This window comes from Micromonospora sp. NPDC005254 (genome assembly GCF_042872525.1).
Taxonomy (GTDB): Bacteria; Actinomycetota; Actinomycetes; order Mycobacteriales; family Micromonosporaceae; genus Micromonospora.
In genome coordinates this window covers 509,239-523,007 of record NZ_JBIAKM010000004.1, presented here as the reverse complement: position 1 = coordinate 523,007, position 13,769 = coordinate 509,239, and the positions used below count along the sequence as shown (strand labels likewise).

The 13,769-nt window shown below is 66.1% G+C and carries 8 protein-coding genes; 5 read left to right on the top strand and 3 right to left on the bottom strand.

The genetic code is table 11. The annotated features are described in order from the left end of the window. Positions 1 to 277: 277 nt before the first annotated feature. The gene (locus ACFYPR_RS15630) at positions 278 to 4,252 is read left to right on the top strand and encodes an SGNH/GDSL hydrolase family protein (RefSeq protein ID WP_354855764.1); all 3,975 of its coding nucleotides are present in this window, start codon (positions 278 to 280) and stop codon (positions 4,250 to 4,252) included. Between the two features lie 164 nt (positions 4,253 to 4,416). Further along, on the top strand, positions 4,417 to 4,743 hold the full coding sequence (locus ACFYPR_RS15625) for a hypothetical protein (protein ID WP_354855763.1): 327 nt from the start codon (positions 4,417 to 4,419) through the stop codon (positions 4,741 to 4,743). A gap of 136 nt (positions 4,744 to 4,879) precedes the next feature. Here the strand turns inward: ACFYPR_RS15625 and ACFYPR_RS15620 are convergent, their stop codons facing one another. Next, on the bottom strand, positions 4,880 to 6,388 hold the full coding sequence (locus tag ACFYPR_RS15620; protein WP_387260500.1) for a glycosyltransferase family 87 protein: 1,509 nt from the start codon (positions 6,386 to 6,388) through the stop codon (positions 4,880 to 4,882). Between the two features lie 268 nt (positions 6,389 to 6,656). Between ACFYPR_RS15620 and ACFYPR_RS15615 the strand changes: the two genes are divergently transcribed. After that, positions 6,657 to 8,171, top strand: coding sequence for a hypothetical protein (locus ACFYPR_RS15615; RefSeq protein WP_355063368.1), 1,515 nt, complete (start codon positions 6,657 to 6,659; stop codon positions 8,169 to 8,171). An 11-nt stretch (positions 8,172 to 8,182) separates the two neighbouring features. Then, a complete protein-coding gene (locus ACFYPR_RS15610) occupies positions 8,183 to 11,146 on the top strand; it encodes a hypothetical protein (protein WP_387260497.1) in 2,964 nt (987 codons plus the stop codon). Between the two features lie 73 nt (positions 11,147 to 11,219). On the opposite strand, the gene ACFYPR_RS15605 is transcribed toward ACFYPR_RS15610, so the two are convergent. Beyond that, positions 11,220 to 11,756, bottom strand: a complete 537-nt coding sequence (locus ACFYPR_RS15605; protein WP_354855759.1) for a DUF2690 domain-containing protein — start codon at positions 11,754 to 11,756, stop codon at positions 11,220 to 11,222. 399 nt (positions 11,757 to 12,155) lie between these two features. Here ACFYPR_RS15605 and ACFYPR_RS15600 point away from each other — a divergent pair, with 399 nt between their 5' ends. Beyond that, positions 12,156 to 13,004 carry an AfsR/SARP family transcriptional regulator gene (locus ACFYPR_RS15600; protein WP_354855758.1) on the top strand — a complete coding sequence of 283 codons (849 nt, stop codon included), beginning with the start codon at positions 12,156 to 12,158 and terminating at the stop codon, positions 13,002 to 13,004. Between the two features lie 74 nt (positions 13,005 to 13,078). Here the strand turns inward: ACFYPR_RS15600 and ACFYPR_RS15595 are convergent, their stop codons facing one another. Next, positions 13,079 to 13,606, bottom strand: a complete 528-nt coding sequence (locus ACFYPR_RS15595) for a DUF2690 domain-containing protein (RefSeq protein ID WP_354855757.1) — start codon at positions 13,604 to 13,606, stop codon at positions 13,079 to 13,081. Positions 13,607 to 13,769: the final 163 nt, after the last annotated feature.

Below are 13,769 nucleotides of genomic sequence, written 5' to 3'. Positions count from 1 at the left end.
CGTCGGTATCACGGCGGAGATCCATCGTTGGCAGCCAATGGGGTCGACGCACCCCGGGCCGCGCACCCGGATCGGCCGCAGCCACGCTCAGCGACGGCGCGTGACGGTCGGCCGATGTGACGGCGATGAGATAGCAATGACCACTCACCCCACCCTGAGGGCTCCCTGATCCCCCGGTGCCATCCGCGCGTTCTTCAGCCACCACGGCCCTTACGTTCCGGCCTTTCGCACGGCATCTGAAGACGAATGCGGCCGCATCGAGTCCGAGAGGAGTCCGATGGCTCGTCGACGTTCCCGATCTCCGGCACTACTCATCGCCGCGGTGGCCTGTGCGGTGCTGCTTCCTCAGTCGGTGCACGGCGTGGCATTCGCAGCAGCCGCGCCGGTTGCTCCGCCACCCCCGGCGGACAGCCCGTCGTTCACTGTCGATCCGCAGCGTCGGGCTGATCTCCTGACCGAAGGCTATAAGGAGTCGCAGGACGTCGCGTGGACGACGTCGGGAGACGGCGACGGCTTCCACGTGCTCGCCGCGACCGCCAGCAGCGGTTACACGTGGCGGACCGTGGCCAGTCTTTCCGAGCCGGGCTTCGATGCGGACCAGTGGATCGGCAACGCCTGCCTGACCGGTTCCGGTCGTCGGCTCGTTGTCGTCTACGCGCCGCGCGCCTTCACCAACAAAGCTGATCTTTTCGATCGCGGCGGCTTCACGGCAACTGTCGACCTGGTGACCGGCTCGGTGCGCAAGCTGCCGGTGCAGTCATCGCTGGCCTACTTCAACCCGGGCTGCGGCGCGGACGAGACGGCGGTCCTCACCCAACTGGGCGGCCAGCTACCGAACGACCAGGTCGACGGGCCCACCCGTACTCGACTGTTCCGCCTCGATGCCGGCAAAGGCGAGCTCTCACGACCGATCGTGGTCAATGCCGAGGTCACCTCTGCCCTGCCGGTGGGGCGCACCATCGTGGCCGCCGGGAGTTCGCGCCTGGTGCAGGTGCGGGGCGACGGCACGCTGACGCCCGTCGCCTCCACCTCGGGAACACCGTTCCAGCTCAAGGCGGACGGCGGCGGCGGTGTCGTGTTCATGGACCGCACGGGTGACCGGGTACGGGTCCGGCTTGCCGTTCCTCAGTCGAAGAACGAACCGCGAACGCTCGCGGAAGGGCAACTGTCCAAGCTGAGCGTCACGCCTGGCGCTGGTGGCCGGGCCTTCATCACCGGTCGAGCGGACCGGACGCACGCACTACCGAAGAACGTGTCGAAGGTCGAGGTGGCAGCCGGATCCCAGCTGTCTTCGCACGGGCAGTTGGCGTTGACCGAGGTCCGCTGGGCCGGTCAGGCCGACCCACGGGTTGCGGTCCCGGACCCGACGTCGCCGCGGCAGGTGAAGATTCAGGCCACCGTGTTGACCAACGGCAAGAAGGTCGATTTCCAGGTGCGACCCGGTGACGCTTCGGACGCCCAAGCCGCCGAGGGCAGGCGCATTCATCCAAAACTCTCGTCGGCCGGCGGGGGTAGCCGGGCCTCGGCAGCCGCCGCAGGCTCACCGACCAACCCCGTGGAGGCGGAAGCCTACTGCTCGGTCCCGCGCAACGATCCGCGCAACCAGGCATTGCAGCCCAAGCCGCGCCAGGTCGAGTGGGCAATCGACCAGGCAATCACCAATTCGCTCTACGTGCAGCGGGAGGCCAACTGGAAGAACCTCGGCATGTCTGCCTACCGACCTCAGGATCTGTTCCCGCCGATCCAGTTGGTAGGCGGCGGCCGCGTTCCGGCCCAGGTCATGCTGGGCATCGCAGCGCAGGAGTCGAATCTCTGGCAGGCGTCCTTCCACGCTGTCCCGGGCGTCACCTCCAGTCCTCTGATCGGCAACTACTACGGCCGCGACATCTACAACAACACCGACGTGGACGACTGGGACATCAGCTGGAAAGACGCAGACTGCGGGTACGGGGTCACGCAGGTCACTGATGGTATGCGGCTGGCGGGCCGGGAGAAGGATGGCGAGGTAGCCCTGCCCGCGTACAAGCAACGCGCCATCGCTCTGGATTTCGCCGCGAACATCGCTGCCGGGCTGCAGATTTTGCAGTCGAAGTGGAACCAGACCCGAAATGCCGGGTTGATCGTCAACAGCGGGGATGCCGGCGGGCTTGAGCACTGGTTCTTCGCTCTCTGGGCGTACAACAGTGGCTTCCACCCGGACCTGGGCGACGGATCCCCGTGGGGCGTCGGTTGGGGCAACAACCCGATCAACCCGAGGTTCCGGGCGGACCGCGAGCCCTTCCTGGAGTACACGTACGCCGACGCGGCGAACCCGCAGTTCTGGCCGTACCAGGAGAAGGTGCTCGGTTTTGCCGGCCACCCGCCGGAGTTGCTGGAGGGCCCAGATCAGTTGGTCTCGGGCTTCCGTGCCGCTTGGTGGAACGACACTCGGCAACGGATCACCGTCAAGCCGCCGATCGATCAGTTCTGCGACGACTCGAACGACTGCCACCCAGGGGAGTTGCACCTTCCGAATGATCCGGACGTGGTGGGCGAAGCCGCAGGCCCCTGCGCCCACAAGAACTCCGCAGGCCTGTATGACCTGAGATGTTGGTACAACCGGCCGGTGAAGTGGAAGGAGGGCTTCGAGGCCGGCAATGAGGTGCTCCGATTCGATCCCGGGTACGCCTACCAGGAGGATGCCACCAGCTACGCACCAAACTGCAGCCTGTCGGGCTTGCCGAGCGGCGCTCTTGTCATCGACAACGTCGTCGACGGCACCCCGTCGGTCCGGCCGGGCTGCGGACGGCCCTGGACGAACGCCGGAACCTTCAATCTGGACTTCGCCGCAGACAGCACCGGCCACTACCCATCCAAGGTCGATTTTCACCAGATCGGTGGCGGATTCGGGGGGCACTTCTGGTTCGCGCACACCCGCCGGCCCGATGACCTGGGGGGCAAGTTGCGGGTGTCCGGGACGTGGTCGCTGAGCCAGCAACTCCAGGGCTGGGCCCGGGTGATGGTGCACATGCCCGACCAGGGCGCGCACACCCGGCAGGCCGAGTACGAGGTAGACCTCGGACAGGGCTTCGACAAGGGCAAGAAGCGGGTCCTGCTGCAACGCACCCAGGAGCACCGCTGGGTGTCCCTGGGTGTCTTCAAATTCGCCGGCACTCCCCGCGTCCGGCTGTCGACCGACACCCAGGACGGCACCGGGGTGGAGGACGTGGCGTGGGACGCGATCGCGGTGCAGAAGCTGAACGCGAAGCCGCGTCACCAGGTGGTGGCACTCGGGGACTCGTACTCCTCCGGCGAGGGAGCCTCGGAGAACCGTGGTGCCGACTACTACCGCGAGACCGATTTCAAGCAAGTCAACGGCGATGTCGCGCTGTTCCAAAACGACTGCCACCGCTCCAAGTACTCCTGGTCACGGCAGGCGGTGCTGTCGGACAACTCGGCATCGATCGGCAGCCGGGCCGATTCCTGGGATCCGCAGATGGATTACCAGTTCCACGCCTGCTCGGGCGCCCGGACTCACAACCTGCTGCCCTTCCGTACCGTCCCCGCCGGGCAGTCACCGCCGGCGAACGCGTTCAACAAGACGGGCAGCGGCTCGTACGGCGAGGTGTCCCAACTGGACAAGGGTTTCCTCGATGAGAACACCACCCTGGTCACCCTGTCTATCGGGGGTAATGACTCCGAGTTCAGCAAGGTGATCCAGGAATGCATCTACGGGTCCGGCCTCCAACTCTGCCAGGACAGCACGTTGAAGGGCGACACCGAGCCGGTGAGCACGGCCACCAGAAAGCGCATCGAAGGGCCGGTCAAGGAATCACTCAAGATCGTGCTCAGAGAGATCCACAAAAAGGCGCCATCGGCCAAGATCCTGCTGATGGGCTATCCCAAGCTGGTCGAAGGGTATTGCGTCCTCGGTATCGGCGCCGCCGAACTGCCCTGGCTCAACTCCACAGCCGAACTCCTCGCGACGAAGATGGAGGAGGCGGTCAACGAGGTCAGGGCCGAGGGGGTCCAGGTGTGGTTTGGCAACCCGATCCAGCGCTTCTCAGGCAAGGGCATCTGCGGTTCACCGGAAACGGTGAACGGTGTCATCAAGGACCTCACCGCCGGTGAGGAAGGACCGCTCAAGAGCCCGATACCGGACTCGTGGAACGTCTACGGGGTGTCACAGCAGTCGTTCCACCCGAAGATCAGTGGCGCCGGTATCTACGCTCAGGTGATGAACGACGTCACGCAGGAAAAGATGGGGCTTTGACCAGACCTTCATCATCCGTGCCCGCGAGAAGGCTGCTCGGCCTTCTCGCGGGCACGGCCCTGGCCGCGTCGAGCCTCGGCTGCGGTGCCCCTGACCAGGAGCAGGAGGCCACGGATAAGGCCACGGCTGTGGTCCGCGACAAGGCGGAACGGTCCCGGCAGGCGATGGCGAACGCGCTGGCCGACCCGTCGGCCCCGCGCCAGGAGGCGCTGCTCGGTGCGATCGCCGAGTTGGTGGAAAGCGGGGAGCGCAACGGGTTCGTCTTCGATCGCCGGTCTGAGCCGGGTGATCGGATCTGGCTGGACGTAGCCTTTGACGGCACCGGCAACGCCGGAGGGCTCGCGCCCGCCGAGGTGACGGTGCGGCTCTGTGTACGGTTCAGCGGCGCCCGGAGTGCAGAGCCCGAGGTGACGATGTCAGACACCGATTGTGACACCGGCCTCGACCGGACACTCGGCCAGGCGGACACGACGGTCGGCCTACGGAAGTGATCGCTCCTCCGGTACGGCTCCGGTCAGGCGAGCAGGTGCTCACCGTCGGAACCGACGCCGTGCCATTCGCTCCCGGCGGCGGCACGTAACGGAGGTGCCGCATCCCAGCGCGGTACGGCACGCACAAGCCACAGCGTCAGACCCGCACGTCCCCCTCGGTGACAGTCGTCGGGGTGCTGGAGCGTAGGCGGAAGCGGTCGATCCAGCCGGCGTCGGGTGCGCCGTCGAGCACGCCGCCGTCCGGGTCGTCGGCATAGGTGGTCCGTACCGCGTCCTGCTCGGGGTGCAGGATCTCCCGGATGACCAGCACGCACAGGGTCACCACGGTCGCCAGCCGCAGCGTCGAGGCCAGCACGAACACGCCCTCCGGGAAGACCGGACGGCTGGTCGCCGCGCCGAGCAGCTCCCCGTAGAAGGCGACGAAGTAGCAGACCTCGGCGAGCTGCCAGGCCAGGAAGGCACCCCACTTCGGGCGGGCCAGCACCACCAACGGCAGCATCCAGAGCACGAACTGCTGGGACCAGACCTTGCTGAAGATGAGGAACGCGGCGACCACCAGGAAGGCGAGCTGGGCGAGCCGCGGCCGGCGCGGCGCCCGCAGCGCCAGCACGGCCACGCCGAGGCAGGCCAGCCCGAACAGGGCGTACGAGATGGTGTTGAGGGCGGGGATGTTGGCGTTCAACCATTCGAACGGGCCCTGCTGGCCGGGGTCGTTGCCGACCTTGCCGTCGAGGTAGCGCCCGATGTACCAGAGCGTCCCCCAGTCGATCGGCCGGGTGGTGTTCAGCTCGAAGAACCGACCCCAGTTGTCGGGGTTGGCCCGGTAGGCGGGCAGGTTCACCAGCACCACGGCCACCACCGCCGCGCCGAGCGCGGTGAGCGCGGCGCGGAGCCGGTTGGCCCGCAGCGCCAGGATGAGGATCGGCCCCAGCAGGAACAGCGGCCAGAGTTTCGCCGCGCCGGCCAGGCCCAGCAGTACGCCGGCCACCGCTGGTCGTCGTCGGGCCCAGGCCAGCAGACCGAACGCCGCCAACCCGACGGCGAGCAGGTCCCAGTTGACGGTGGCGGTGAGCACCAGCGCCGGGGCGAGCGCGAACAACGCGGCGTCCCAGGGTCGTCGGCGGCGCAACGCCAGGATCACCGCCACGGTGGCCACGGCGAGCGCACCGAGCACGAGCGCGTTGAGGTTGTAGAACCACTGACCCTGGTTAATGCTCGGGTCGCCGTCGCCGATGGCGTGCACCGGCAGACCCAGCGCCCCCATGAAGTAGCCGGTCAGCACCGGGTATTCCACCGGGTGGTCCCGGTAGGGCACCTTGCCCTCGTTGAGACCCTCTGCGTAGTAGAGGGCGAGCACGTCCGTGTAGCAGAACCGGGTGTACTGGACGTTCTTCTGCCAGGCGCCGTCCTGGCACGGGGATTTCTGCACCCAGTGCAGCGCGAGCGTGAGGCAGGCAAGCGCCAGGACGATCCGGACGGCGGTCCAGAACCGGCGTTCCTGCCCGGCCGGCCGATCCAGGGCCGTCGCGTGGTCGCCCAGCGGACCGCCGATCGCGCCGGAGAGGCCGCGGACGAACCCATCGGAGCGGGACGGGTGGTCGGTGGTTCCGGCGTCGTCGATGCCGGGCGTCGACTGGGTGCTCATAGAGAGGCATCCTGCCGTACTCGCAGTAGTACGTCATGTGTCCCGAGCCGTCCATTCAGGTGGCAACCCAGCGTGATCAGGGCCCGAGACCCGCCGGCCGCCGCCCGCACCCTGACCTGCTCCCCGCGCTCGGACTGTCCGAGCTGTGATCGATTGATGAGACAGCCGGACAGACTTCGCGCCAATCGGGCCACAGCATCGACTCGTTTGAGCCCTGCGAGCCCGTCATCACGGTGAGGGGATCGGATTGAAGGGTTCGGTAAGAACCATGGGGTGGCTGGTCACCGCCGGCGTGGCCAGTGCAGCACTCGCCGTACTGCCAGTGTCAGCGGAGGCAGCGGGAAGTACCGACAAGCCGGGCAGGGCGTCACGGACGCCTGCGGCCGCGGACAAGCTGTTCTCGGCTGACACCCAGGGCGCGACGCCGGCACAACGCGCGCGGATGGCCGCCGAGGCACCGCTGGCCGCAGCGGCGGTACGTATCCGCACTGCCGGCGAGGCGAGGCAGTCAGGCTTCGCGGGAGTGGCGCTTCGGCAAGGAACAGTGACTGTCTATTGGAGGGGCAAAGTCCCGGCGGACGTGCGCCGCGTGCTTGATCAGGAGGGTGCGCGCGTTCCGGTGAAGGTGGAGCCCGCCCGCTACGCGGCCCACGAACTCGCTCGAGCTGCCGAGAAGATCAGGGCCAGCGGCAACCGGTCGATACGGTCTGTCGCCTACACCGTGCGGGGCGACGGAATTACGGCCACCCTGTCGAGCGGTGCCAAATCTTCTCTCCAGCTGCCGGACGTCGGCGTGCCGGTCACGGTGCGGCGCGAGCCGGATCTGCCCGCGCTCGGCGGGAGGACCGGAACGTCAGATGGCCGCAGCACCTCTGCTGGAGTTGCTGCCGCCGCAGTCACCTGGCCCAGTCCGAGCCGCCAGGATGACACGACGCCGGCATGGGGAGGCGCACACATCATCAACTCGAGCACTAACCGCGGCAATGGCGGTTGGAGTGTTCGACTTGATTCCGGCGAGGTTGTCGATGCCGACACGAAATGGCACTGCACCTCAGGCGTCCCGATTCTGGACGACGCCACGAACACCGAACTGATGGTCGGCCCGGCGAGTTGTGGTACTCCCGGTCAGACCTACGTCGACCCCAGCGGGGACGTGGTGAACGAGACGGCGGGCGTCAACGCAGCCTGGCATAAGCCAATCCGCGGCGTCACCTTGACCAAGCCGAAGGGTGGTGCCGATCCGGCTGTTTATGACGGCACCGGCTGGACGCAGGACGGTTGGCAGATCGATGCCTGGGAGTCGCCGATCGCCGGCCAACAGGTTTGTGTTTCGGGCGCCGAAACCGGCACCTTCTGCGGGGTGGAGATGACCGAGTTCGTCGGCAGCAACACCGTATGGATTGAGAGTTACCAGGGAGAACTGGAGGAGACCAGGGGTGTATCGGTGATCAAGGCCGACATCAACGAGCCCGGCACCCTGTGGCCTGATCGCCGCACGTACATCCTGAAAGATGGAAGCCCATGTAATGGTTTCCCGTTCTACAAGGATTTCGATTCGATCGGGTGCAGCTCCATCGCGTTCGGCGATGGAGACATGGGTGGAGCCGTCTACACCATACCCAGGGAAGGACCCGAGTCCGGAATTCTGATCAAGGGGATCATCGTGCGGATTCACAGTGGGCGTGACGAGAACCCATTCAACTACGACATGGTGGGTGTCGACAAGATTGCGGCTGCGTACCCCAACATGACCGAACTGACCGTCCGCAACGACCGACGATGAAGGAGACTGGCATGACAGTTGACCCCATCAGGAGGGGGACCTCCCTGCGGTTGGCGCTGATGACTGCGGGTGCGGTGGGCCTCACTCTGGTGCAGGTTCCGGCGGCACAGGCCCGACCGGAGACAGAACCGAAGGCCGGAGCCGGTGTGCCGGCCGAAGCGGTTCCCAGCGCCGATCGGGACAAGTTGCTGGGCGCGTCGTGGCGCACTTCAACGGACCGGGCATGGACCACGGCGGGCGACGCCGAGGGCCTTCATGTGCTGGTGGCGGATGCCGCCGACGGCTATGCGTGGCGTACCGTTGCGACGCTGCGTGAGGGTGGCTTCGACACCGACCGGTGGATCGGCAATGCCTGCGTCACGTCGTCCGGGCGCCGCGCGGTCGTCGTCTACGCCCCACGCAGCTTCACCAACAAGACCGAGTTGAGCGGGCGGGGCGGTTTCACAGCTGTCGTCGATCTGCAGACCGGAAAGGTCACCAAACTTCCGGTCACGACGAGCCTCGCGTATTTCAATCCGGGCTGCGGTGCGGGTGAGTCGGCTGCACTGACGCAAGAGGGCGACGAAGGGTTGCCCGGCACCCAACTGCTGCGGCTTGACGCCGAACGCGGCACGCTGGGGTCCAAGGTCAAGATCAACGGCCAGTTCACCTCGGCGGTGTCGACGCGGGACGGCTTCGTCGGCGGACTGAGCGACAGGCTCGCCGCAGTCGACACTGCGGGCCGGGTGCGGATGGTGACGAAGAGCCGAGGCGTGCCGTTCGCGATCCGAGCAGACAAAGACGGCGGGCTCAACTTCCTGGAGGCGGATGGAACCGCCATGCGAGCACGTCGGCAGATCGACAGCAGGGTCACCACTCTCGCCGAGGGTCCGATCGGCACATTCGGCCTGGAGCGCGGCGACAGCGGTCGGGTATTCCTGACGGGCACTCCGAAGACGGTGAAACCGCTACCAGCGGCGGTGCGCCGACTGAGCGTGCCAGTTCAGGCAGAGATCTCCACAAACGGTGACCTGGCCTTCGAGCGGACGATGACGGCGGAGGAGAGCCTGCCCGGGTCGACAGTGTCAGTCGGCACCCCGGCACCTCTCCGGCTGGGTGCCCGCGTCATGAAGTCCGGCCGTGAGGTCGCCTTTCAGGTGAACCCTGTGGAGACGGCCCCCACGTCGGACAGTCCGGCCATCGGCGCGTCCCGACCGTCGTCGAGTGGCAGATCGATGGGGCCCAGCGCGGCCGATGACGTGCTGGAGCCGTACACGCCACAGGACCCGGACCCGTGGTGTTCCGTGCCGCGCAACGACATCGCCACACTCGCCTACCATCCGCGCCCTCGTCAGATCGAGTGGGCCGTCGACTACGGCATCTTCGGGGCGTTGACCCAGAGCCGTCCCGCCAACTACCGGGGCTTCGGCCTGCCGGCCTACTCGCCCCAGGGGATGTTCCCGCCCCGGGCGCTTGCCGGCGGCGGCCATGTTGCTGCCCAGGTCATGCTCGGCATCCTGGCTCAGGAATCCAACCTGTGGCAGGCATCCCAGACGGAGTCCGGCGAGTATGGCAACCCGCTGATCGGCAACTACTACGGCCGCCGCTACTACGACTCCGACACCAGCGATGACTGGCGGATCCACTGGGACGAGGCCGACTGCGGCTACGGCGTCAGCCAGGTGACCGACGGTATGCGCAAGGCCGGAAAGGAGAAGCCGGGCGAGACCGCCAGACCGGCCACCCACCAGCGGGCAATTGCACTCGACTACGCGGCGAACATTTCCGCGGGCTTGCAGATCCTGCAGGACAAGTGGAACCAGACGTACAACGCAGGACTGAGGATCAACAACGCCGACCCGACCCGGATCGAGAACTGGTTCTTCGCTGCCTGGGCGTACAACAGTGGTTTCTACCCGGACAAGGGTGATGGCTCACCCTGGGGAGTGGGTTGGGGGAACAACCCCATCAACCCGCGGTACGACCCGACGCGACACCCGTTCCTGGACGTGCGGAACCCGCTCGACCCAGACGACAACGTGCCGGTGTTCAGCGACGCGGCACATCCACAGGACTGGCCCTACCAGGAGAAGGTCATCGGATGGGCTGCTCAGTCGATCGATACCGGCGACGACGGGGTTGGTTTTCGCACGGCGTACTGGAACGGCGAACCGATCGAGGCGCGGCTGCGGCGCTCTGAGGCCAAGCCACAGATCTGGACGTTCTGCGATTCCACCAACAATTGTGACCAGCTCCAGCGGGTGCAACCGAACGAGCCGGGTTTGGAGGGCGAGAAGCCGGGGCCCTGCCTACACAAGAACAGCGCTGGCCAGTATGACCTGAAGTGCTGGTACCACAAACCCGTGACCTGGAAGAGCGATTGCGAGGAGACCTGCGGTTACGAGGGCATTCGCTACGACGTACCGGACAACTACTCCGAGCCGGCAGATGGCACGCACAATCCACCACGGTGCACGGCCAGTCAGCTGCCGTCTGGCGCGATCGTGGTCGACTACGTTCTATCCGGAACCAGCATGCCGCGTTGCGGCGGCGTCGGACCACGCAATGACGGGTCGGTGAAATTCGAGTTCGGGAGTGGATGGCCGAACGAGTACACGGCGAAGATCGACCTTCACCAGGTGGACAACGGCTTTGGGGGTCATCACTGGTTCACCAGAGCACGCGGGTCGGTCAAGTTCCAGGTGATCGGAACGTGGCGACCGCCGGCGTCGTACTCCGGTTGGACCGGAATCTATGCCTACATCCCCATGACCGGGGCTCGCGTGAATGACGCGATCTACGAAGTCCAGACGGGCGACGGCCGGACCCGTCAGGTACGGGTGGACCAGGACTACCACAAGGGCGGCTGGGTGTGGCTCGGCAACTTCAGCCTCCGCTCCGGTGCCAGCGTGAGGCTCGACTCTTTCAAGTCAGCACCCACCGAGAAGACCATCGGGTTCGACGCCGTGGCGTTCGTTCCCGGCGGCGGCTCATAAGGTAAGTGCCGCATCGGGCTGCTGCGAAAGTGCAGCCCGATGCGGCACCCCGCACGGCGATGGAACGGCAGAATCAGTACTTGGACGTCCACCAGGTGGTGGGGCCCGCAGAGGCTTCCGCTCTCGCGAGAAGCCCGGCGTCGTTCACCATCTGGGTGTAGTAGGCGTCAGCGAAACCGCTGTACGACGTACGGACGCGACCGTCGGAGTAGTAGCTGCGGACGGTCGGGTAGTAGAAGTCCGACCCGACCCGAGCCCAGGCGGTGCGGCAGCGGGGACTGTAGCGCAGCTCGAGGTTGATGCCGCTGGTGTTCGACGCGACAGTCGTCGCATCGTCCGCGCAGTAGTGGTAGCACGACGTGCATCCGCTGTAGTAGATCTTGTAGGTGGCCGGGTTCTTCCCGTCGCACGTCGATCCGCAGCCGGCACTGGCCAGCTCCGCGGCCGGGATCATCGTGGCGGTGCTGGGGTCCAGATCCTGCGCCCTGATCGTGGTGGCCGAGCTGTCAGTCGCCGACGGTGCCGACATCGCGGCTTGCGGGGCGACGACGGCACCCCCCAGGCAGATCAGCAGCGTGGCGCCCAGTCGGACGAGATTCCTCTTCAGCACGGCAGTACCTCCAATGTCGATGGAATGAGTGGAGGATCCAACCGTCGGCCATCAAGCCGTCACCAGCTCTCCACAGTTCGGCCAATCGACCTGATGGCGTCACCCGACGCAGCGCCGGACGACCAGCGCGTGCCGCGCCGCCGAGCGGCCGTTAGCCGCAGCGTCGACGCCAGCACGAAAGCGCCCTGCGGGAAGACCGGACGGATGGCTGTACCCAGGCAATCCATCCCCTCGGTACGGGGCTGTGGACCGCGCCGAGCCATTCGGGCATGAGGCCTATATCAGGCGTCGAGCTTCCACTCAGATGATCTTGAGAGACGCTTGACGGACATCCAGGACCGACTATGCTGAGTCACAACTTGCTACGGCAAAAGCACCGAACGCAACACGGGGGCTCAATTGGAAATCTCGTTTTTAGGGCCATTAACCGTTAAATCGGGCTTAATGGTTCTACCTCTAGGTGGGGACCGGAATCGCAGACTTCTCGCCGCTCTTCTGATCGATGCCAACCAACCGGTACCGATCGACCGGCTCATCGATGTCTTATGGGGCGAGCAGCCACCTAGCACCGCACGCCAGCAGGTTCAGAATCGGCTCGGCAAGCTTCGGCGCCTCTTCGGGCAGACGCATGACCCACAAATCAACCGGGTCGGGCGGGGCTATTCCCTTGAAGTGAGCGAGCATCAGGTCGACGGCCTCACGTTCCGCAAGCTCTGCGCCGAAGCCGAGTACGCTCAGCGACTCGGGCAATTCGATCGCGCGGCCAGCCACCTCAACGCGGCCCTCGGCCTCTGGCGGGGCTCCGCCTTGGAGGGCATCGATTCGCCCGCCTTGAGCGCAGACGCTCTCCGTTGGGAGGAATCCAGACTCAGGGCCATCGAGACGTTGGTGGAGCTGGAGTTCAGCTGCGGCCGACACAGCGCCGTCACCGCCGATCTCCGCACCTGGGTCCAGCGCTACCCCTACCACGAGGGTCTGCACTGCCGGCTCGCCGAGGCTCTGCATCTAAGGTCTCGCACGGGTGAAGCGCTGATGCTGCTACACCAGTTGAAGATGCGGCTCGCCACCGAGCTGGGCATCAATCCGGGCGCCTCGGTGCAGGAGATGCACCTTCGCCTGGTCGGCGCATCGCCGGATCCCGAGACGCCTCAGTCCGACCGAGCAGTTGAAGCGCTCCGCCGGGCACTGACTGAAACGACACAGTCTCTGAAGGTGCTCACCAACGCCTTGGAGTTCCTCAACAACTGAGTTGTACGCACATCCGCACTTGGAGGGGAGCGCACCGGTCGGCGCGTTCCCCTCCAAGTGGACATCTGCTCGACTCACCACCAACTGGTGCAGGTCCAGCCTTCACCCGGGCCGGTCGGGTCGAAACAGGCCTGCGCCTCCAGCCCTGCGTCATTGACCATGTTCGTGTATTCGGACGGGTAGAAGGCGCTCATCGACGTCCGCTGCGTGCCATTGGTGTAGCGGCTGACCACCTTGAAGATCACGTCGCTCGCGGCGGTCTTCGCCCAAGCCGTACGACAACGAGGGCTGTAGCGCAGGCTGACGCTGCCGGAGGAGTTCGAGACGCTGTACTGGGTGATCGCGTCGTCAGCGCACTTGTAGTAGCTCGAGCCGTTGTAGTAGATCTTGAAGTAGGGATCCTTCCCGTCGCACGACGATCCGCAGCCGCTCGTGGCGAGCGTCGCCGCGTCGATCCGGGTGCCCTGCCCCGCCGCGATCACCGCCTCGACGTCGGATACGGACGCGGGCTGGGCCGGCGCGGCCTGGGCCGGGGTGGGACCGGCGAGGAAGCTCAGGGCGAGAGCCGAGGCGAGGCCAGGGAGGAACAACAGTCGCTTCATGATTCTCCTGATCAGGTGAAGGGGACAACGGCAGCCTGGCATCCGCCGTCATCGCGGCCCCATCGACCACTCATCAGTTCTGGATAGTCATCATCAACGTCCTACTCAGGACGGTGAGCAAAGCAAAACGCCGCCGCCGGCCGGACGAGTCGTCCGGCCGGCG